Here is a 21256-nt window from a genome sequence, read left to right on the forward strand (position 1 = left end):
CAATCTATATTTCAATTTAAGGTTTTAACCTTTTGAATTATGTCAATCTTATTTGGCTTCTTCTAAGCTGTTATTCTTAGTTTCAATCCTGTAATCCTGTGTGCTTTAAGCCTTGCGCTTGCAGCGTTTTGTTATCCCCGATTTGGGATTGCAAAGGTAAGAAGCTTTTTCATATTTGCAAGAAAAAAATGATTTTCTTTTCCAGCTCCTCTTTCCATCTCTCTTCATCTTCCGCTCCGCCTCGCGCTTTGCTTTTCCCCGTTCCTTTTGGGATTGCAAAAGTGCACATTCTATCCCAGTCCTGCAAGTTTTTCGCAGTCTTTTGAACAGGATAAACAGGCGCTATACGCAGGCAACAAGCAGGGACGCTTATCCGACAGCCTGTTAAGGGAAGAAAATAAAGTGATTTATTTATAATTTTAAGATAAATAAAATGCGGATTCAGCATACAAAGAGCCCCACTGATGCGGAATATCAAGAATTAATGCTCAATCTTAATAGCAAAAGGATATAATAGTGTAGATAATTAAAAAGATAATAAAGCTATCTTAATATTAAAAACAATTTAATAACCCAATCAATGCTAATACTTCAATATATGCTACTTCTTAATTACTGTTGTTATTATAGTATATTATGTAGTTTTGATTCCCCATTCAATTATAAACTTACAATACAAATTTAAGAAACTCAATGCAGGAAGATAATTATACCGAATTCAAGAGCAGTTTTTCAGATGCCGTAATAGAAAGTTTAGTTGCTTTTACAAATGCGAAGGGCGGTAAGGTTCTTATTGGTATTGATGATAAAGGAAATCCAATAAAAGACTTCAACATCGGAACTGAAAGTCTTCAAAAATGGGTAAACGAAATAAAGAATAAAACACAGCCCAGTATTATACCCGATGCCCAAATTATCCACATTAAAGGCAAAAAGGCTGTATCATTCTATATGCATGAATTCCCTATTAAACCGGTTGCTTTTAAAGGCAGGTACTTTAAGCGTGTTAATAATGCTAATCATCAATTATCTGTATTAGAAATAGCAGATCTCAGTTTACAATCACTCCAAATTTCTTGGGATTCATATACAGCTCATGGCAAAACTATTGATGACCTCGATTTTAAAAAAGTTGAACTATTCATACAAAAAATAAACATAACCAATAGATTTTTACTGACAGGAGATATTCCAGAAAACCTTGAAAAGCTAAAATTGATTAAAGGAGAAGCTATTACCAATGCCGCTTGGCTTTTGTTTGGGAAAGAAAACACAGGGTATAATATCCATCTTGGCCGCTTTAAAACACCATCATATATTATTGATGATAAAATGTTTAACGGCACTTTATTTGAAATGGTAGAAGAAACAATGCGATATCTGATCTCTCAAATTAAAGTTGCTTTTGAAATTAAAGGAATGCCAACCCAGCGAACAGAGATATTTGAATATCCCCTGCCTGCTTTAAGAGAATTGGTATTAAATGCCTTAATACACCGGGATTATTTAAGCCCTATTGACGTTCAAATAAAAGTATTTGATAACAAGATTACTTTTTTTAATCCTGGAAAATTATTTGGAGACTTAACCATTGATGATTTAAAAAAGGACAGTTATCAGGCTTTCGCACGCAATAAGCTGATTGCTGAAGCATTTTACCTTACAGGTGATATTGAGAAATACGGAAGTGGTTTTTTAAGGATAAGAAAAGAGATTCAGTCATATTCGACAATGCAAATGAATTTTGATGAGATACCTAATGGCTTCTTAATATCGTTAAGCTATAATGAACAAAAAATCAATACAACGCATGTAAATGAGGGTGTTAATGAGGGTGTTAATGAGGGTGTTAATGAGGGTGTTAATGAATTATTGAATTTAATAAATTTATATCCAGGTAAAAGAGTTCCTTTCTTTGTAACAAGAATGCATATTCCGGCAAAAACCATTGAACGCTGGCTCAAAACATTAAAAACTGAAGGCAAAATTGAATTTAAAGGAGCACCTAGAACAGGGGGCTACTGGAATATTCAAAGAGGATAGAAAAATGGAATATTGCCCTAGACATAAATAGAACTGTATAAGCTCATAGAGTCTCATGTTGCTTTATAAATCAGACCATCAGCCAAAGCCCAGCCCAAATGGGAGCGCAGGCATTGGCTGATGGATCTGATATTTCTTAGACCGGTAACGCTATCAAAGCCACCTCTTTTTTAATTACCATTCAATAGCCTGATCTTCATCAGGAATCTGAGTGTTTAATCTACGTTCTAATATCAACGATCCTTTAACCTTATTTCTGATTTCGTAGTTAGAAACCATCGTATAATCAGAATATTCATAATCAATGTTGTTGATAGTTATATAACGGTGCATTAGGTAAGGACGAACAGCGTCCATCATCTCGTCTACAGTATAACTGGCATCTCTGTTAACCTTAAACTTTATGGCAGGATTGTCGGCCGAGAAGGTTACTCCACCTGTTGCATTGAAGCTTGCATAGATCTTATAATTGCGGCGATCTTGCCGCTCTTCATCTATGTTTCCTGCGTAAAAGAAGATGGTATGCTCATCTACGACATAGCTCTTGATTTGACTTTTAACAGTAGGAGTTTCATTTTCATAGCCTGCCATATTTACCTTCAATGCAGTCCCGCTGTAAGTACCCGAATAATCATTGAAGGGATTTACACGCAAGATTGCTTTCCGGTAGTATTTCCGGGGATTCGCTGTGTAACTATTAGAAGGATCAGCCTCAATTGTAAGGGGAAGTACCCACTTCTCTGCCATGTCAATACCTTTAAGTGTAAAGTTAATTGGCATTAATGCGACGCTCTCGCCAGCCTTAAACGCCACCGTTGAAGGAATGGAGAAATACTCACTTTTCATTGCAGTGTAATAAAAGTCGTCCCTGTTCTGATAGCGTTCAAAGTTCAACACATTCAATGTATCGGGATCTACGGCAACATTTACTGTTAAGTCTTTTTCGTTTGCTTTAGATCCACTCACTACCATAGGCTGCTGGAATGTGGTACTCACATCATCTTTGAATCGAACATAGATATTAGATACCCCTTCGTTTTCTAAAGGTGCCTTAAATGAGATGAGATTTTTAAATTGTTCTTCTTCCCACTCGTCGTTGCAGGAGCCGCAGATTATTATCAGCGTGAGGAGAAAGAGCTGTATATATGATCTTTTCATATTCTTTATATTTTATTAATCGTTATAATTCCATCCTGGATTCTGGGTAAGCCGCTTGTTTCGTTTAAGCTCATTCGGATCAATCGGCCAAAACCACATCTTGTCGGCAAAAGTGCTTTTGAGCGACCATACGGCTACTGGCTGATGAAAAAGATCTCGCTCGTTGGAATTCATTAGTATATTACATCCATAGACAGGTAATGCCTCTTCTATAGGAGCATCCATCCAACGGCGTAAGTCATAATAGCGTTGCCCTTCACCCATAAGCTCTGTAAAACGTTCACGCTTTAATGTTTTCCTTAATTCAGTCTTGTCACTGTACACATTAGATGAATAGTCGGGCACACCTCCGCGAATACGGACAGGTTGAATACCTCTTTGCATTTGCATAATGTCACGACTGATGGTATAGTTTTCCCCACGCCATGATGGAATGTTGTAACTACCACCAAGTTCATTTAGCGCCTCGGCATAGCCAAGTAGAATATCTGCATAGCGGATAGCAGGTTCAGCTTTTTGCCGTATTTTTTCTCCTTTTCTTCCCTCAAAGGTATCATTCGGATGAACAAATTTCTTTATGCCAAAACCTGTACGCAACCAATATGCATTAGAAGAGTTAAATCCATTCCCTTTGGTATTATCTCGATAATAGAATACCTGCTGGTTCCTGTTTTCTGGAAATTCCTCGTCAAGCAAAGTCCAGAAACTGCCGTTGTAAGCTACAGAAGCATAAAAGCGGGGTTCGCGGTTTGCATACTGTAAAGAAACACCTGGTCTGAGGGGCTTATATCTGCCGGCATCGAAATCTTCCTGCGTTACATAACCGGTTACACGTGCAGAACCGTTTCCCCGTCCAATTTCCTTGTCTTTCCCTGGAGCATCAGCCCCGTCGTTCATATAGTAGGCATCGACGAGCTTTTGTGTCAGTCCATGCGCATTCCAGCCAGTGGCGGAACGTGGCAACTGGTGCTGAACCATATCCGCAATAGTTTCACCCGCCTGATTCTGGCCCCTTGTAAATATCAGTTCCGGGTTTCCTGATGGATTTAGGGTGCCATCAAATACCTGGGCGTATGATTTTGCAGGATCAATGTCTGCCCAGCCTCCTGGCCAGGATTTTTCTGAAAAATTGTTGTCATTCGGTGGTGCAATTGTGGCATCCGTTCCAGTTACCTGTTTACGAACATGGTATATGTCGTATACGCCCAGTTCGATTACATCTCTGGCTGCTGCAGCGGCTTTAGCCCATTTCTCTTCATTATAGTCAGCAGAAAGTAGCATTTTCCCAGCATCATCGGTTAGTTTGGCAGCATAGCCAGACTTATTCCCATTAGCCAGAGGACTTGCTGCGTAGAGCAGAGCTTTGGCACGAGTTGCCAGTGCTGCACCGCAAGTAGGGCGGGCAGAGGCATCCTGGCCACGTTTCATTCCCAGTTCTTGCATTTCCTTTGCAGCAAGCAACATTTCATTGCTTATATATGCTGCACATTCTTCGTATGAACTACGGGGAGTCGCTATTTCATCATAACTTTCTGTATAGTCAATTCCTTCCTCAGGCAATAGCGGAATAGGACCATACTTGCGTAGAAGTAGCCAATAAAGATAGGCTCTTGCAAAGCGGGCCTGTCCCCGGTAATCTTCTATTTGGACAGGTTTCAATTCCGTATTCATATACACGTTTTGAATCATAGTGGACGCATTGCGTATTCCGCGGTAGCACTGAAACCAGGTGCCTTGTTTATCGTATTCGTTGTAGAGCCCTTGTTTAAACAAGTTATAAGAAAGCTCATTCTTAGATGGATCAAATTCATGGTCTCTATCGCCGTAATACATGTCGTCAGCAAAACAATGAGGCGTATTGCCTTTACTTGCCACATCAGCATTGATACCTGCGAATTCGGAAAATATGTGGGCCAGCCACTCTTCTGTGTACACCTTGCTTTTAAATACTTTTTCAGTAGTGAGCCGGTCCTTGAAATATTGGTCGGATTTTAGATAATCATCCTTGCAGGAAGAAATGATACCCATGCCGACTATAATCAATAGCACACAATATATCTTTTTTTGCATCTCTTTTAAATTTATAGGTTAACACTTATGCCAAATGTGAATGATTTAGGCAGGGGATACTCTTCTCCTCTGGCACTGGCAAGTTCCGGATCCCAAAGCTTGAATTTTGACCAGGTAAGCAAATTGCTGCCAACCAGGAAAAGACGAATATTATTGGCTCTAATTCTGTTAACCAATTGCTTTGGAAGTCTATAACCAATATCTACTGTTTTGAGACGGAGATATTGACCATTACGCAACCAGAAAGTTGACTCTCTGAAGTTGTTGCCGTTTCCACCAAAACTTAATCGTGGATAGGAGGCGTTAGGATCTTCCGTAGCAGGATCACCCGAGATATCAGCAGAAATCCAACGGTTATCTCCCATCACACCTTTCATTACCTGTCCCCACTCCCCTTCGCTGAATGCAAATACGGTTTTTCCGTAAGTTTGGAAGGTAGATTTACCAGCACCCTGGAAGAAGACATTTACATCCAATGATTTCCAACTGGCAGAGGCGCCTAATCCATATATAAGGTTGGGCCGTCTGGTAGCACCAATTGCCACACGGTCTCCATCATCAACCACACCATCGCCATTTACATCTTTATACTTGAGATCCCCTGGCTGGTAGGTCCCAAAATTTTGTCTCGGACTGTTACGAATGTCATCATAATCCTTAAACATGCCTAGAGATACCAGTCCTTTTGCTTGATCTACACGAAAGCCTTCATCATTCTGATATGGATATACGTTATTTTGTTCATCTCTTTCCAGAATTTCGTTCTTGCTATAGGTAAAGTTGCCTCTGGTAGTAAGGTTTACATTTCCAAGTTTCTGATTATATGCTAAACGTCCCTCGAAACCGCTTGATTTTACTGCTCCTACGTTGGCCCGAGGCGTGCTTTCCAAACCAACAATTCCTGGTAGAAAGTTTCGCCCCATGTAAATACCTTTGCGATCTTCGTTGAAGATATCAAAATTTGCGTTGATCTTATCTCTAAAAAGTGAGACGTCAAAGCCCAGATTTTGTTTAGTTGCAATCTCCCAGGTCACATAAGGAGAAGAAACCTGAGTATACCTCATTCCTCCAAAGCCTCTGTCAAAACCGTAATCGGCCCATTGATATCCGCTTGCACCCTCTCCCAACGAGTATAAATAAGGGAAGCGGTCACCACCCAACTGATCATTACCCACTTTACCCTTGGAATAGCGGATCTTGAACATATTAATCCATTTAACATGGTCCTTGATAAACTTCTCTTCCGACACATTCCAGGCAAATGAAAACGCAGGGAAAAAGCCATATTGTTGCCCGGTAGCAAAGTTCTCCGAACCGGTATAACCGAAGGTGAAGTCAGCAAAATAGCGGAACTTATAATTATAAGTCGCGCGCCCGGCCAAGGCTTCATTTCGTCTGGATATTCCATTTTTAATATCGTCGCCAAGATTTACCGTTCTAATCAATGCGTCACGGGTAAACCTAGCTACGGCACCGAAATTATGGCTTCCAACACCCCGGTCGTAATTGAACATGAGATCCTGGAACGAGCGCCTGTCGCCATTTGAACCACTCCTCTGGAACAATTCACTTGGATTGGAAACATGCGTAAATATAAGTGCCCCTTCTGGCGTGCGGGCACGTTCAGCACGCCACTGCTCTGGCCATTTAATTCGTTGAATATCACTGTAATTGTTTGTGTCAAAGCCAAAGATTCCTCTGAAACGGAGGCCTTTTGTAATAAAGTCGAAATTTTGCTCCAAAGCAAGATTGGTCTGTATCTTGTTCGCCCAATTCTGATTGAATCCTGTTTGCGTAGCAACCACCCAGGGATTCGTCTGATTTCCCGTCCCTATTGTTGGTACATAACCGTTGGAATACATAACTGGTGTACGTATGGGAGAATAACCAAAAAGCACGCCCCAAAAATCATTATCACCGATTCCAGGACTGTTACGCGTATCGAGAGAGCCTGCTATACCAAGTTGCAATAACGTTGATTTCGTAATGTTTATATCCGTATTCACACGATAGTTCCAGCGTTTAAAGTTGGCATTTGTACTGTAATCCTTCTTCAGCGTTTCATCCGTTTTGTACATTCCACCCTCGTCTACATAGCTACCAGAAACAAAATAACGCGCTGTAGGTCCCCCTCCATTTATATTCAAGTTGGCACGATAAGTCATGGCACCGTCTTTCAATAATAGATCTTTCCAGTCCACATTAGGATATAAATCCGGATCCAGACCTAACCGCATGATATCCAATTCCTCAGGCTGATAAATAAGTGGCTGATTGCGGGTAATGCGCGATTCATTTAACAGGTTACTATATGTCACACCATCTTCAAAATCAGGTGTAATCGTACGGGTATTGTAAATGGTTTCGTCTTTCAAGTCAATGTTAATCTTGCCATCCTTACCACGTTTAGTGGTAATCAGTATAACACCGTTTGCTCCTCTTGAGCCGTAAATAGCGGTAACCGCCGCATCTTTAAGTACGGTGAAGGATGCGATATCTTCAATATTAATTTCATTCAGGCTCCGCTCAATATTATCTATTAAGACCAAAGCTGCTGATCCACCTCCAAAGGTAGAGATCCCCCGGATCCAGAATTCAGAGACGTTCCTTCCTGGCTGACCCGATTGCATCATGGCCATAACTCCCGGCACGTTTCCGGCCAGTGCGTTTGAAAGACTCGATGTCGGATTTGATTTCAGATCTGCAATATTTACTGAAGTAACGGCACCAGTAAGCGTTAGCTTTTTTTGAACACCTGTACCTGTCACGACTACTTCATCCAGTACGCTCAATTCTGATTCTACAAGCGTTACATTAAGAACGAAAGCATCTTTTACAAGTATTTCCTTAGTTACGAAGCCAACGTATGAGAATCTCAGCTTCTTATATCGTTCCACTTTGATTTTGAACTTTCCATTTACATCGGTAGTTGTACCCAAGCCAGGAGCATCGGGGACACCGACAGTTACACCAATTAAAGGTTCTTTTTTTACATCGGCAACAACGCCGGTTACTTCTACTATTTCCTGAGCCAGAGCACTTACAGTGACACTGAGAAGCAACATACAGGTTAATAAGAATTTATTCATAATTCTATTTACTGATTACTTTTTAATTACTTCATCTACTTCTTCAAGGGCTATTTTACGAAAACGACGATTTGCGTAGTCTCCAACGTAAAAGGCACCTTCTGCTTCATTGTATGCAAGTCCGGTTGGCCTGTCAAACCTTGCTTCCTTTCTCAAATCACCATCGACATACCCCCATGGATCACCATTGATACTGGAACTGCCTCTCCCCGCAAAGGTTGTGACACTTCCTTGAGGCGTTAAAATCCGAATGTCATGGTTGTCCAATTCTGTGAAATAGAAATCATATTCATCAGGCTTTGCCTGAGCAACGTATGCCGGATTTTTCACGAACACGCCCTGATAAGGAACTCTGAGACGGGCAGTTGAGCCTACTCCATCTTCATAGCCGGCAGCTCCGAGCTGTCCGCATACCAGGTAGGGTTGGTTGAATACTTTCTTTTCCCAGTTGTAATCACAACGAAGAATATAATGCTTGTTAATGACGACAATATATGCGTAGTTTCCGGATGGATGTATGAAAACCTTATATTCCCATTCCGGATCCTGAACCACAAATTGAATGTCACCCTTGAATCCAAGTCCTCCATTGAAATATTGATTCAGGTCATAACGGAAAAATTCTCCGCTGCCATAGCTATTATAATACATTTCACCATTAACCGGGTGAACGGTTGCGCCATTACACTGCCTGGATTTTGTCAATATTTCTTTATCCTGCCAATCATTTTCTCGCGATAACAATTGGGTTGACGCCTCATCATTTCCACCGCGATCTTCCGCAATGATCATGTACTTGCCATCAAGAGTAAAATCAAGGCTACGGGGACGCTCAAGATCCGTACGCTTCTGAGTCACGGTGCTATCCTCGAAGTTGATCAGGTAAAGTCCCCTGTTACCATCAAATACCACCCAAAGGTGTTTCGGATTTAACGGGTCAAATCTCATGGTAGAGGGATTCCAGAATCCACTCGCCATTTTATTCTGATCCTTATCTTTGAATTTTCCGTCCATCCAGGGTTCGTCACCTCTGTCATTTCTGTATCCGATCACAGTTGATACCACTAGCTTGCGCTGATAGTCAAAAACCATATCTGTCTTGCCAATAACTTGTTTGTCATTAGTTCCGACGCGCACTTCAACGTCGCCTCTGTATGCTTTTCCCGGGACCAGGCAGTAGAGTGATTCACCCTCCACGCTGATGACAACTGCCTTTTTGCCTCCTATAAATACCGATACACTATCGGGATCATTTCCGAAATTTTTTCCAAAAATGACAAGACGTTGTCCCATACCTCCCGCTTTAGGATTGAAATTCGATACTACGACAGGCTTGGATGGGTCGAAGGGAAGTGCATCTGCGATACTACTCCCGTTGTCATCCTTGCAGCCCCCTATCACACAAGTTAAGGCGATAAAGGCAGATAGCATCCAGCATAGGAGCCGACTATCTCTTTTCTGATTAGCTCTCATAAAAAATAAAATATGATTATTGGTTAAAATTTGTACTCCAGCTTTTTATAAAGTAGCTGTCAACTACAGAGCGACCTATAGCCGCGATAATTTGGCTTATCTCTGATCCTCGTAAGCCACGCCTTTACTTAATTCGGGCAACTTGTAAGCACAGAGAACCGAGAGAGCTAAGGAAACGATTCGCGCTTCCAGCTAATAATGGAGATTTGATTCATGACTAATTGGGTATAAAATAACTTAGAAATTCCGGCTTATTGCCGTTGTGATTAATAATGGCTGAATTTAAAAGGCTGATCTATTCATTTTTGCATATCGGTCAAAACTGGTAGGGTATGCACCATACCAAGAAACATCAACAATTGAAATTGGTCAAGCCTGTTTAGTACGAGAAAGAGGTGAAGTATCTCAGCCTGAAAAATGTAGAGTTGTTATCATATGTTATTGGTTTATTTTATTGATTGCTTAATCAATTAATTGCTTCCTTACATCAGCATCAATTAATTTATACAAGCAAAGAAAAGGATTTAGCAGGATTATAATTAGCCCTTTTATCTCAATAATTCCTCAAATCGTCTCGAAGTTTGACACTATCCATAAAGGGAATTTATATATCACTTAAAAATAAATTAAATTAAATATTATGAATAAACGTGTGTTTCAGACACCTCTAAAAAGACGGATATTGATCTTTAAAGTAGTTACTTCATTTTTTCTATCTGAATTTTATCAATCTTATATTCTTTCCCTTGCTTTACCACTCCAATGGTAATAGTATTCACATGAGAAAATTTCGTATACTGCATCTGGTAAGTATTTTGATCCACCTGCTTATACGTCATAGAAGGGATCCATAAACAGTCAAAATCAAAATCATCGATCAATATATCATAGTTAAGCTGACCATCTAACTTGTACTCATTCGCTGATTGTTCAAATTGCATCAGTGCACTAGGCATTAAATGTGCTTTACGCAATGCCACAAGTCGGGGTACTAAGCCTTCGGGCATACTGCAATACGCTGATAGGTAAGCGGCGTAAAAGGTTTTCAATAAAGACATAGGTGAAGATGAGTCTATTGGTTGCTTAGGGGCTATTTAAAGGTCCAAAAGCTAAATTAATTAAAATATAAACAGACCGCATTACAGAGGTTATCCAGTCCTGATTATTACCGATACACTTTATAAATCACCTCTTGAAAATACACAATTACGATATAACTGAAAATTAAGTTGTATAACTGCATTATCAGTTATATATTTACACATGGAAGAATTAACAAAAACGGAAGAGCGCATCATGCAGGTCATGTGGAAATTAAAAAAAGCGTTTGTTAAGGATATTCTTGAAGCATTAAGTGACAACCCTAAGCCTCCCTACAATACGATATCATCAGTAGTACGCCTCCTTGAAAAAAAGGGTTATATTGGTTTTAAAGCCTACGGGAAAACTTATGAATATTTTCCTTTAGTTTCAAAGTCTGATTATCGTAATTCCTCCTTTAAAAAAATACTGTCCGGTTACTTTGATAATTCCGCAGAAAACCTTGTCTCTTTTATGGTTAAGGAGCAAAACCTTTCAAAAGAGGATATAGAAAAAATAAAAGATGTATTTAACCTAAACAAACGGCCATGAGAACATTAAGTTACCTGTTGGAAGTTTCAGTCTGTACAGGAATATTCTTCCTATTCTACCAGCTATTTTTAAGTAAGGTAACCTTTTTTACTCTTAACCGTTGGTTTTTATTACTATCTCTTTTAACAAGCTTCTTAATTCCTGCCATTACTATTTCTGCTCGTTTATCTGCTGTAATTCCCATTAAAACATCTTCTATAATACGTACTAACCCGATAGCAAGCATAAGGACGGGGGATATAATACTATTTAAAGAGCCAACTCATTCCGCATTACTATGGCAAGAATGGCTACCTATCCTTTATTTTATTATTAGCGGGCTGTTTTGCTTAAAGCTGATCATTTCAATTTTTCTTCTCCTTCTAAAAATCAAAAGACTTAAAGTTGAAATGATAGTTGAAGGCGTAAAAATATTAAAAGCAAGTAAGAGTTTGAATAGCGGCTCATTTTTCAGTTACATCTTCCTTAACAATAAAGAATTAAATGATACCGAAATTCACCAGGTGATTGCTCATGAATTGGCACATACCAGGCGCTTTCACTCCATAGATATAATAATTACCCAAGTGGTACAGGCCGTATTATGGTTTAATCCATTCATTTATTTATACATTAAAAGAATAAATGAAAATCATGAATATGAAGTAGATCAAATCATTACACTAAAGGAGAACAAAAGCGATTATGCTGCTTTGATCCTTTATTTAAGTAGCAACAATAACCCCTCGCTATACAATGAATTCAGTATGGTTCCTATAAAGAGAAGAATCTCAATACTATTTAAAAACCCTACATGTAAGATGAAAAAGCTAACCTATTTATTTGCGCTACCCTTAGTAGTAATAAGCTGCTTCGTATTTGCCAAAAAGAGCAATAAAACTGTTCCTAATCATACGGCAAAAACTGTTATATCAAAATTAAAAACTGAAAATGCAGTACTCATGGAGAATTCTTTAAGTACTGCGAATAAAAAAGGGCATGATTCTTACTTAAAGAGAAATGGGAAAATTAAACCGGCTTTAACAGTTATTTTTCTACACTCTGACAGCATAATAGAAGCCGAAAGTACCAGTGCGAAAATAATGGATAAAATAAGTTACTCTGCTTCAGATTCTATTAAATTCAGCAAGGATAATATGTTAATCTATCTTTTTGGAAATGCCCATTTACAATTTGTGGATACAAATAAAGCAGTCTGTAAATTAGCTGCAGCTTACATCACCATAAACCGGAAAAGTCAGAATATTACAGGAATAGGCTCAACATATGATTCTATTCTCAAGGAGTATACAGGTTTAGCTCAGTTAGCCGTAGGAAATGAAATAGGAAAAGCAGGTACAATTAAACTGAATCTTAGCCCTATTCTTAAGCAGGTTTTACTTGATTGAAAATAGAGTTAAGATTTAGCGTTAATATATTATTACTTAAGGCATTCCTTTTCCTCCTGCGGAACCATAAATTTGTCCGGTTGCATAACTAGCGTCACTTGCAGCAAGCTGGACATAAATAGATCCAAGTTCTACAGGCTGACCAGGTCTTCCAAGAGGTGTATCGCCTCCAAAACCCTTTAATTTCTCCTGAGTGGCTCCTCCACTAACTTGCAAAGGCGTCCAGATTGGTCCAGGTGCTACTCCGTTAACACGAATACCTTTTCGTGCCAGCTGTTTGGCAAGCGACCTTACGTAATTTGTGGTAGCTGCCTTGGTCTGCGCATAATCATATAAATCTTCTGATGGATCGGTAGCTTGCTCAGATGTGCTTCCTATAATAACAGACCCAGGCTGCAAATATGGAAGAGCTGCTTTAATAATCCAAAAGGGAGCATAGATGTTCGTCTTCATCGTCCAGTCAAATTGTTCCGTCGAAATATCAAGAATCGAAGCATGGGCTTGTTGCCTTCCCGTATTATTAACAATGATATCCAAACCACCAAGACCATGCAGGGCCTCTTCGACCAATCGTTTACAGAAAGCCTCATCACGAAGATCCCCTGGAATAGCTATTGCCTTCCGGCCTTCAGCCTTAATTAAGGCAATCACCTCCTGGGCATCCGGCTCTTCAGCAGGAAGATAATTAATGGCTACGTCCGCACCTTCACGTGCATAAGCGATAGCAGCGGCCCTAGGATAATCAGCAGGCTCAGGAGATTGAAAGGTGCCGATGATGGCGCAAGGACTGAAGGCTTTGCAGTTTAGCAGGACGTATTCCTGTGTAGCATCAACATATTTATAAAACAGCAGCGACATGCTGACCATCAGTATACAGGCTGGATTGATCGTGCCATTAAAGGTAACCGTTTGTCCGGCAAGTGTATCGTACTTATCCAAATCAATATCCTGGATATCCAGACCATCAGTATACATGCTGGATTGATCGTGCCATTAAAGGTAACCGTTTGTCCGGCAAGTGTATCGTACTTATCCAAATCAATATCCTGGATATCCAGATGTTCATAGTACTCTTCCCGGAAGTTAAAGGCCACCAGGGTTAGCCTGATGCGGTATTTGTTACTTTGCTCGTTGAGCCATTTGGGCTTTTTGATGTCCGTTTGGGTGTTCAGCTCAGGAAGGGTGACAGAAATCTTTCCTTCGGCAGACTGCAATACCTGCGGTACTACACGGAGCACATCGGCCAGCTGGCTGTCCACATTAAACTCCATGCCATTCAGGTAAGACAGGTCCGCATCGTGCAGATCCCGTTTTCCTACAGCTGCGCTGGCACTGTTGCGGATGCTGTGGTATACATAACGGGTGCTGCGACTAACGGCAGCCCCATCCCGAAATAGATAGGCCGGATCAAATGCCCTGCGAATAATGGCCGCAGTCGAGCTGGAAAGCCCGAATTCGGTCGAAGTTTTAATACTTTCCTGCGTTTGTTTAAATGCTTTGGGCTTGCCTTGAATAAGGTTCTTTTTGCCGTAAGTTCGGTATATAACGGAGCCTGCTTTACCGCGTATCATTCCATTTTTATCTACATGAGCCATAATAGGTTTTTTTTATATTAGGGAGGTAAGGTAATCGTTATTAAAACCTTAAAGTAAAGTGGTTGCATAACTTCCTAACAAAGACAGAAAAGGGTAAGGAAACAGCAGATTTTTCTTAAACCCACATTTCAGAGATTTCGGATTAGCTAATCCGTTTAAATTCCCCTTAATGAAACCTCAAACAAACCCTGTCTAATCAGGTATAAGTCCCATTTATGGACGTTTAGGTGGGACTTATCGCGGGATTATCTCTGCTTCATCTCAGCATAATTCAGTTCTTGTTTCTATAGCAATAGAGTGTCTTATATTAGAAACCAAAAAAGCCCCTAGCTTATCGCCAGGGGCTAACATTTAAGTATTTAAAAATAATTAATCAGCTAAAGGGAAAGTCATCATGACTCTTGAACCATCCGGAGATATTCCATTGATCCGGAGCATATTATTTTTACTTACCGCTAAGGCGCCATCAATATCATCAACCTTAGTGATTGGTTTCTCATTGATAGAGGTAATGATAGTTCCCCTTTCTATTCCATAACTATTAAATAGACCCTCCTGGCGCACACCTGTTACAACCAAACCACCGGCAATACGGTAACGTTGTTTCTGTGCTGCCGAAACAGGGCTAAAGCTTGCACCAAGCGTATTGTATATTTCTGAAGCAGATTTAGTGTTCTTAGCAACCTTCAGTTCAGACTCACCTTTCAGCGTAACTGAAGCAAGGCGTTCCTTACCTTCACGAAGATAACCCAGTTGGACTTTATCGCCAGGCCGTAGACGCGCTACGCGTTCCTGAAGATCAGAACCGGCCATAATTTTATTACCATTGATATTTGTTAGGATATCACCTTTTTTAATACCTACAGCAGCAGCACCACCACCTTCAACAACCGTAGTTACTAACAGACCACTGATTTCTTTAATGTTCAGTTTTTTAGAAACGCTGGCGTCTAAAGGCATAAAAGTAACCCCCACAAAACCACGTTTAACTGTACCGAATTTAATAAAGTCATCCATGATCTTTTTAGCCAGGTTAACTGGAATAGCAAATCCATAACCTGCATAATATCCAGTTTGAGAGGCAATAGCGGCGTTAATTCCGATCAGTTCCCCCCGGGTGTTCACTAGAGCACCACCACTATTTCCGCGGTTAATAGCGGCATCCGTTTGAATAAAGGATTCAATTGCTGAATTTGTACGGGGTTCCTGAGATTGTCTGTTGCCATATCGTTGTCCCTGTTCCTGGTTTTGCTCATTCAAGATACCTATACTTCTACCTTTAGCACTCACGATACCCGCTGTAACAGTTGTTTGTAAGGTTAAAGGGTATCCTACGGCTAAAACCCACTCGCCTACCTGCACATTATCTGAGTTACCCAATTTCACAACAGGTAAACCTGTTGCGGCAACTTTGATCAGGGCAAGGTCTGTATTGGGGTCACGGCCAATTACTTTGGCTTCGTAAGAACGATTGTCCGTTAAGATCACCTCAATCTTACTTGCTTTTTCAACCACATGATTATTGGTAATGATGTACCCATCCGGGCTGACTATGACACCTGAACCAGATGCCATAGTTGGTTGTCTTTCGGCGTTACCACCTCTAGGGCTACCAAAGAAATCGCGAAACATTTCCTCCATTGGATCTCCGCTTCCTCCACCTTCCTCACCTTGGGATTCCGGTTGGGTACCTCCATAAGTGGTTTGAATATGCACTACTCCTGGCGTAACAGCTGCGGCAGCCTGAACGAAGTCTACCTCTCCTGTAGAAGAAACACTTACCGGGTTATTCGTAAAGTATACTTTCTGTTTATCCTCGATCCCCATTTTCGCGGATGTATTATTTTCAATAAGCTTGTATCCGCCTATTGCAACTGCACCTCCAAATAATGCAGTTAGGAACGCTAAACCTATTCTTCTCATCTTTTTTTCTAATTGTGTTTATTATAATATCAAATATAACATCACTACAACGGTAAATACAACAGATGAATGCCATAAGTAATGTTAAAAAATGTTAAACGTTAAAAAACGACATATAGTTTTTCCCCAAGGCTTATCAACGATTTTTTGTAATCTTGTATAGGAATTGATTCGTATTCAAATGAAAGTGCATTTTTACAAATACCAGGGGGCGGGAAATGATTTTATACTTGTTGATAACCGCAATAACAGCATAAATCATCAAAATCCTGCTTTAATTGCTTCTTTATGTGATCGGCGTTTTGGGGTTGGAGGAGATGGATTGCTATTTTTACAGCTTAAAGCAGGTTTCGATTTCGAAATGATTTATTATAATGCGGATGGACAGCCCAGCAGTATGTGTGGAAACGGAGGTCGTTGTATCGTGGCTTTTGCTCGACATCTGGGTGTCATCGGGTTGGAAACCAACTTTTTGGCAGTTGACGGTCCTCATTATGCCAAAATTTCAGACCAAGGTGATTTTGTAAGTCTGCAGATGAGCAATGTAAATGAAATTTCTACTGATGGCGCTGCTTCTGTATTAGATACAGGCTCTCCGCATTATGTAATAATGGCTTCTGATCTGGAAAATAAAGATGTTTACACAGAGGGAAAGGCAATCCGCTATAATGATACGTATAAGGAAAAAGGGATCAACATTAACTTTGTCGAGGAAATGGACGGCCATTACTTTGTGCGCACATATGAACGAGGAGTTGAGGATGAGACCTTTGCCTGCGGAACCGGTGCTACGGCTGTTGCTTTAGCGATGGCAAAAAGTAAAAACCAGACAGGTGATGGATCGACTAAAATCAAGGTTCTGGGAGGAAAGCTGAATGTCCGTTTTAAATATGACGGAACAAATTTCGATTCCATCTTTTTGGAAGGTCCGGCACAATTAGTTTTTGAAGGGGATATATCTATTCCAGAAGTTCTTCCTTCCTCCGCTAACAATTAAATCAATATATATACTAAAAGAGAGGGTTTTTAAGGAAAGTTGAGTTCTTCATGGATTCTTATTTTCTAAAAAATTACTTTTGCAGGTCTAATAAAACTTTTATGCATAGAACAAATACTTGCGGTGAATTAAGTTTAACTGATTTAGGTAAAGAAGTTATCCTGGCCGGATGGGTACAAAAATCCCGTGATCTTGGAGGAATGACCTTTATCGATGTCCGTGACCGCTACGGAATTACGCAACTTGTTTTTAATATGGAGGAGAATACCTCTTTATGTGCGAAAGCACGTGAGGTATCCCGGGAGTATGTCATTAAAGTAACCGGAACAGTTGTTGAACGCTCCAATAAAAACCCTAAAATAGCTACAGGAGATATTGAATTAAAGGTTTCTAACTTAGAAATACTGAATCCAGCCAAACTTCCTCCTTTTTTAATTGAGGATGATACAGATGGAGGTGATGACCTGCGTCTGAAATACAGGTACCTGGATTTGCGCCGTGCCCCCTTACGTAATAACCTGATCCTGCGTCATAAAATGGCTCAGGAGATTCGCAAATATTTGGATTTGCAGGACTTTCTTGAAGTGGAAACTCCTGTTTTGATTAAGTCTACTCCGGAAGGGGCAAGAGATTTTGTGGTACCAAGCCGCATGAATCCGGGTGAGTTTTATGCCCTGCCACAGTCGCCACAAACTTTCAAGCAGTTATTAATGGTTTCGGGATTTGACCGGTACTTCCAGATTGTAAAGTGTTTCCGTGATGAGGATCTGCGTGCAGACCGTCAGCCGGAGTTTACTCAGATCGATTGTGAGATGTCTTTTATTGAGCAGGAAGATATTTTAAACCTGTTTGAAGGTTTAACACATCACTTGTTTAAGACGGTTAAGGGATTAGATATGGCCCCTTTTCCAAGGATGACATATTTTGATGCCATGCGCCTTTATGGTTCCGATAAACCGGATACTCGTTTTGATATGCAGTTTGTGGAGCTCACTGAGTTAGCCAAAGGAAAAGGATTTCCCGTTTTTGATAGCGCAGAGCTTGTTGTAGGCATTAACGCCAAGGCGTGCGCACATTATACCCGAAAGCAACTGGATGAGCTGACAGACTTTATTAAACGTCCTCAGGTTGGGGCAACCGGTATGGTTTACTGCCGTTTCAACTCGGATGGTACGTTAAAATCTTCGGTAGATAAATTCTATTCAGAAGAAGATCTGAAAGCCTGGTCTGCTTTATTTGATGGAGAATCAGGGGATTTATTCCTGATCTTGTCCGGAAAGGCTGAAAAGGTACGCAAGCAATTGAGCGAATTACGTCTTGAAGTTGCAAGCAGATTAGGATTTAGAGATAAAACTAAGTTTTCGCCACTATGGGTTGTTGACTTTCCTTTACTGGAATGGGATGAGGAGTCTGACCGCTTCCATGCAATGCATCACCCCTTTACTTCTCCTAAACCGGAAGATATTGCCATGCTGGATACGAATCCTAAAGAAGTAAGAGCAAATGCGTATGATTTGGTAATTAATGGAACTGAGATTGGTGGTGGTTCGATCAGAATCCATGACCGTACACTTCAGGCGTTGATGTTCAAACATCTTGGATTTACTCCGGAAGAAGCGCAGAAACAGTTTGGATTTTTGATGGATGCCTTTGAATATGGTGCTCCTCCGCATGGTGGGATTGCTTTTGGGTTCGATCGTCTGGTTTCTATATTTTCAGGATTGGATTCTATCCGGGACGTCATTGCGTTTCCAAAAAACAATTCAGGAAGGGATGTGATGATTGATTCTCCTTCTACAATTGCGGATGTACAGATGAAGGAACTTTGTATTAAAACTACAGTTTAAGAAGATCTAAAATACGGTATAGTAAGATCTATAAATTAAAAAGAGGATGTATCCTGATTGGGTACATCCTCTTTTTTCGTTTTATATACCTTTAGCTAATTCTTCAGCTGAGGTTTCCAGTTCGGTATACCACTCTTCACCATATTTACGGATCAGGGGTTCTTTTAAAAACCGATACACAGGCACTTTTAATTCTTTGCCAAAGGCGCAGGCGGGTTTACAAATATGCCAGCGATCGTAGTTTAATACATCAAATTGGGGGTAAGCTGTGATACGGATGGGGTATAAATGGCAGGAGATTGGTTTTTTCCAATGGGTCTTACCGTCCAGATATGCTTTTTCGATCGCACATTTACTGATTCCGTTTTCCCACATCACATAAGCACACTCTTTATTATCATCTATACAGGGGGTAGTGAGATCTCCTTCAAAATCTTTTACCCATGTACCGGTACGCTCAATGGTTTCAATCCCTTTTTCAGTCATATATGGCTTAACAAGAGGATAAATTTCTTCCAGGATCTTCAATTCTGTCATTTCAAGGGGAGCACCTGAGTCGCCCTCTACACAACAAGCACCTTTACATTTATCGAGATTGCACACAAAACTCTCACTCAAAACATCCTCATGCACCAGGGTTTTCTGTACTTCTAACATATTATTTGAATTTGAAAGGAGCAAAGGTCGGAATAAAAGAACTAATTATCGTTCTATATTAGTGTAGGAGTCCCTTTGCAGAAGTAATTTCGAGCGTAACAGAGCCTACGAGGATTTCTACCTGTGCCTTAACCGGGATTCGGTTTCCGTCATCTGTGATCCACAGGTATAACTTGCTTTCATCTTTGAAGATTCGGCCTGGTTTTATAGAAGGATTAAATTTAAGGCAGTTAAAGGTACCAATTGCGGTTTTGATCCGCTCTTTTCCTACATAAGTAATCTGCAACTCCGAAACCTCATCATTCAGAAAATAAGGAATGGTGAATTCAGTTCCTACACTGATACCGGAGAGGTCGAGACTACGGGCAAAGTAAAAAGAGGATACCAGGTCGAAAGTCATATCCCTGGCAGCAAAGATTCCTTTTTTGCCTGTAACCGTATTAGCTGATTGGTTAAACCGAACCTTATCCTGACGCCTGTAGTTGGCTTCCCTAATGTTTTCAGTGTATAAATATGGAAGGAGTGTAGTTCTGTCAATGTATGAATCGTACCTGTTTCTTACTTTATAAAAAAGGTTAAACGAGGCGGAAGTACGTCCTTGCACTAATAAATGATAAACAGGGTGGCCATTAAACTTAATATCAGAATCCAGAACATTTAGTGTTCCTTCCGCAGCAGTAATAAAACCATACCTCAATCTATATTTAAGCTCTTCGCCGGGTTTAAAGGCAGGAGCTTTACGATACTTCAGGCTTTGAGAGAAAGCCCCTGTCATCAATAGTATCAATGGTAATAAAATAAGAAATCTCCTCATGCTAAATATCTAGTCTTTACGCTTGTATACAGGCACTGTAGAACAAGGTTCACCATACATAATGCTTTTAACTACAGTTGTGAGTCTGCTGGTAAGCGCGGAGTAAGCAGAAACAGGAACGAATATATCACCGCACCCTTTAATCACAACACGTTGATCTCTGAATTGTTCCATATCGAGTGACTGAACTGCGCGATCAAACAAAACGGTTTCCAGTGTTTCCAGAGAGCCGAAGATGACAGTTGCGGCAAATGGTTGCATCTTGTTAGCCAGTAACATATAAGCCCAGGTTGGGACTATAGCATCTGATGAACAGATGACGGCTACATGTTTACCTAGATACTGCGACCAGTCGCATTGTTTAATAAATTCACGAAAGTCTTTTTCACGCAGTAAAAGGCCTTGGAACAAATTATCCTTTATATCATATACAATTCTTTCTGCAGCCGTATTCAGGGAGGCGGGATCGAAACTAATCAATCCGCTTTGTGCTACTTTATTGACTATATTTTCCTGTATTTCCATTATCTTCTATCAAAAACACAAATGTCGTGTATGTTTCGGCATTTG

17 protein-coding genes are annotated in these 21256 nt (G+C 40.3%); 5 read left to right on the plus strand and 12 right to left on the minus strand.

Annotation, left to right across the window (positions count from 1 at the left end):
• Nucleotides 1–169 precede the first annotated feature (169 nt).
• Nucleotides 170–478 carry a hypothetical protein gene (locus tag BFL47_RS09650; RefSeq protein WP_139125801.1) on the minus strand — a complete coding sequence of 103 codons (309 nt, stop codon included), beginning with the start codon at nucleotides 476–478 and terminating at the stop codon, nucleotides 170–172.
• Nucleotides 479–693: 215 nt separating this feature from the next.
• On the opposite strand from BFL47_RS09650, the gene BFL47_RS09655 reads away from it, so the two are divergent.
• Nucleotides 694–2043 (plus strand): RNA-binding domain-containing protein, encoded by a 1350-nt coding sequence (locus tag BFL47_RS09655; RefSeq protein ID WP_069659591.1) that lies wholly within the window; start codon nucleotides 694–696, stop codon nucleotides 2041–2043.
• Between the two features lie 174 nt (nucleotides 2044–2217).
• On the opposite strand, the gene BFL47_RS09660 is transcribed toward BFL47_RS09655, so the two are convergent.
• The 5 genes from BFL47_RS09660 to BFL47_RS09680 form a co-directional block, all read right to left on the minus strand.
• A complete protein-coding gene (locus BFL47_RS09660; RefSeq protein WP_069659592.1) occupies nucleotides 2218–3201 on the minus strand; it encodes a DUF4973 domain-containing protein in 984 nt (327 codons plus the stop codon).
• 15 nt (nucleotides 3202–3216) lie between these two features.
• A complete protein-coding gene (locus BFL47_RS09665) occupies nucleotides 3217–5271 on the minus strand; it encodes a RagB/SusD family nutrient uptake outer membrane protein (protein WP_069659593.1) in 2055 nt (684 codons plus the stop codon).
• Between the two features lie 11 nt (nucleotides 5272–5282).
• Nucleotides 5283–8360, minus strand: coding sequence for a SusC/RagA family TonB-linked outer membrane protein (locus BFL47_RS09670; protein WP_069659594.1), 3078 nt, complete (start codon nucleotides 8358–8360; stop codon nucleotides 5283–5285).
• A 15-nt stretch (nucleotides 8361–8375) separates the two neighbouring features.
• Nucleotides 8376–9833, minus strand: coding sequence for an IPT/TIG domain-containing protein (locus BFL47_RS09675; RefSeq protein WP_069659595.1), 1458 nt, complete (start codon nucleotides 9831–9833; stop codon nucleotides 8376–8378).
• A 698-nt stretch (nucleotides 9834–10531) separates the two neighbouring features.
• On the minus strand, nucleotides 10532–10891 hold the full coding sequence (locus BFL47_RS09680) for a hypothetical protein (protein WP_139125802.1): 360 nt from the start codon (nucleotides 10889–10891) through the stop codon (nucleotides 10532–10534).
• Between the two features lie 205 nt (nucleotides 10892–11096).
• Here BFL47_RS09680 and BFL47_RS09685 point away from each other — a divergent pair, with 205 nt between their 5' ends.
• Nucleotides 11097–11465 (plus strand): BlaI/MecI/CopY family transcriptional regulator, encoded by a 369-nt coding sequence (locus BFL47_RS09685; RefSeq protein WP_069659597.1) that lies wholly within the window; start codon nucleotides 11097–11099, stop codon nucleotides 11463–11465.
• Nucleotides 11462–12853 (plus strand): M56 family metallopeptidase, encoded by a 1392-nt coding sequence (locus BFL47_RS09690; protein ID WP_069659598.1) that lies wholly within the window; start codon nucleotides 11462–11464, stop codon nucleotides 12851–12853. Before BFL47_RS09685 ends, BFL47_RS09690 begins: the two co-directional genes overlap by 4 nt.
• A 36-nt stretch (nucleotides 12854–12889) precedes the next feature.
• Here BFL47_RS09690 and BFL47_RS09695 read toward each other — a convergent pair whose 3' ends face one another.
• The 3 genes from BFL47_RS09695 to BFL47_RS09705 form a co-directional block, all read right to left on the minus strand.
• On the minus strand, nucleotides 12890–13828 hold the full coding sequence (locus tag BFL47_RS09695; protein ID WP_245681342.1) for an SDR family oxidoreductase: 939 nt from the start codon (nucleotides 13826–13828) through the stop codon (nucleotides 12890–12892).
• Nucleotides 13720–14448: a hypothetical protein gene (locus tag BFL47_RS09700; RefSeq protein ID WP_069659599.1), complete on the minus strand. Its 729-nt coding sequence runs from the start codon at nucleotides 14446–14448 to the stop codon at nucleotides 13720–13722. The genes BFL47_RS09695 and BFL47_RS09700 overlap by 109 nt, the downstream gene beginning before the upstream one ends.
• A 369-nt stretch (nucleotides 14449–14817) precedes the next feature.
• The gene (locus tag BFL47_RS09705) at nucleotides 14818–16371 is read right to left on the minus strand and encodes a Do family serine endopeptidase (protein ID WP_069659600.1); all 1554 of its coding nucleotides are present in this window, start codon (nucleotides 16369–16371) and stop codon (nucleotides 14818–14820) included.
• Between the two features lie 181 nt (nucleotides 16372–16552).
• Here BFL47_RS09705 and dapF point away from each other — a divergent pair, with 181 nt between their 5' ends.
• Both dapF and aspS read left to right on the plus strand, forming a co-directional pair.
• Complete coding sequence (gene dapF, locus BFL47_RS09710) at nucleotides 16553–17368, plus strand: diaminopimelate epimerase (RefSeq protein WP_069659601.1); 816 nt, start codon at nucleotides 16553–16555, stop codon at nucleotides 17366–17368.
• A gap of 101 nt (nucleotides 17369–17469) precedes the next feature.
• Nucleotides 17470–19215 carry an aspartate--tRNA ligase gene (gene aspS, locus BFL47_RS09715; protein ID WP_069659602.1) on the plus strand — a complete coding sequence of 582 codons (1746 nt, stop codon included), beginning with the start codon at nucleotides 17470–17472 and terminating at the stop codon, nucleotides 19213–19215.
• An 81-nt stretch (nucleotides 19216–19296) separates the two neighbouring features.
• On the opposite strand, the gene BFL47_RS09720 is transcribed toward aspS, so the two are convergent.
• The 3 genes from BFL47_RS09720 to BFL47_RS09730 are packed head-to-tail and all read right to left on the minus strand — an operon-like array spanning nucleotide 19297 to nucleotide 21211.
• Complete coding sequence (locus BFL47_RS09720) at nucleotides 19297–19872, minus strand: DUF3109 family protein (protein ID WP_069659603.1); 576 nt, start codon at nucleotides 19870–19872, stop codon at nucleotides 19297–19299.
• 58 nt (nucleotides 19873–19930) lie between these two features.
• Nucleotides 19931–20686, minus strand: a complete 756-nt coding sequence (locus BFL47_RS09725) for a DUF3108 domain-containing protein (protein WP_069659604.1) — start codon at nucleotides 20684–20686, stop codon at nucleotides 19931–19933.
• 9 nt (nucleotides 20687–20695) lie between these two features.
• Nucleotides 20696–21211: a DUF2480 family protein gene (locus BFL47_RS09730; protein WP_069659605.1), complete on the minus strand. Its 516-nt coding sequence runs from the start codon at nucleotides 21209–21211 to the stop codon at nucleotides 20696–20698.
• Between the last annotated feature and the right edge of the window lie 45 nt (nucleotides 21212–21256).

Source organism: Arcticibacter eurypsychrophilus, assembly GCF_001730525.1.
Taxonomy (GTDB): domain Bacteria; phylum Bacteroidota; class Bacteroidia; order Sphingobacteriales; family Sphingobacteriaceae; genus Arcticibacter; species Arcticibacter eurypsychrophilus.

What these genes read in the sequence shown, in the direction of transcription:
- BFL47_RS09680 (WP_139125802.1), bottom strand. Translation starts at nt 10,891, where the DNA reads ATGTCTTTATTGAAAACCTTTTACGCCGCTTACCTATCAGCGTATTGC.
- BFL47_RS09695 (WP_245681342.1), bottom strand. Translation starts at nt 13,828, where the DNA reads ATGTATACTGATGGTCTGGATATCCAGGATATTGATTTGGATAAGTAC.
- BFL47_RS09690 (WP_069659598.1), top strand. Translation starts at nt 11,462, where the DNA reads ATGAGAACATTAAGTTACCTGTTGGAAGTTTCAGTCTGTACAGGAATA.
- aspS (WP_069659602.1), top strand. Translation starts at nt 17,470, where the DNA reads ATGCATAGAACAAATACTTGCGGTGAATTAAGTTTAACTGATTTAGGT.
- BFL47_RS09705 (WP_069659600.1), bottom strand. Translation starts at nt 16,371, where the DNA reads ATGAGAAGAATAGGTTTAGCGTTCCTAACTGCATTATTTGGAGGTGCA.
- BFL47_RS09670 (WP_069659594.1), bottom strand. Translation starts at nt 8,360, where the DNA reads ATGAATAAATTCTTATTAACCTGTATGTTGCTTCTCAGTGTCACTGTA.
- BFL47_RS09685 (WP_069659597.1), top strand. Translation starts at nt 11,097, where the DNA reads ATGGAAGAATTAACAAAAACGGAAGAGCGCATCATGCAGGTCATGTGG.
- BFL47_RS09725 (WP_069659604.1), bottom strand. Translation starts at nt 20,686, where the DNA reads ATGAGGAGATTTCTTATTTTATTACCATTGATACTATTGATGACAGGG.
- BFL47_RS09700 (WP_069659599.1), bottom strand. Translation starts at nt 14,448, where the DNA reads ATGGCTCATGTAGATAAAAATGGAATGATACGCGGTAAAGCAGGCTCC.
- dapF (WP_069659601.1), top strand. Translation starts at nt 16,553, where the DNA reads ATGAAAGTGCATTTTTACAAATACCAGGGGGCGGGAAATGATTTTATA.
- BFL47_RS09675 (WP_069659595.1), bottom strand. Translation starts at nt 9,833, where the DNA reads ATGAGAGCTAATCAGAAAAGAGATAGTCGGCTCCTATGCTGGATGCTA.
- BFL47_RS09665 (WP_069659593.1), bottom strand. Translation starts at nt 5,271, where the DNA reads ATGCAAAAAAAGATATATTGTGTGCTATTGATTATAGTCGGCATGGGT.
- BFL47_RS09720 (WP_069659603.1), bottom strand. Translation starts at nt 19,872, where the DNA reads ATGTTAGAAGTACAGAAAACCCTGGTGCATGAGGATGTTTTGAGTGAG.
- BFL47_RS09660 (WP_069659592.1), bottom strand. Translation starts at nt 3,201, where the DNA reads ATGAAAAGATCATATATACAGCTCTTTCTCCTCACGCTGATAATAATC.
- BFL47_RS09730 (WP_069659605.1), bottom strand. Translation starts at nt 21,211, where the DNA reads ATGGAAATACAGGAAAATATAGTCAATAAAGTAGCACAAAGCGGATTG.
- BFL47_RS09655 (WP_069659591.1), top strand. Translation starts at nt 694, where the DNA reads ATGCAGGAAGATAATTATACCGAATTCAAGAGCAGTTTTTCAGATGCC.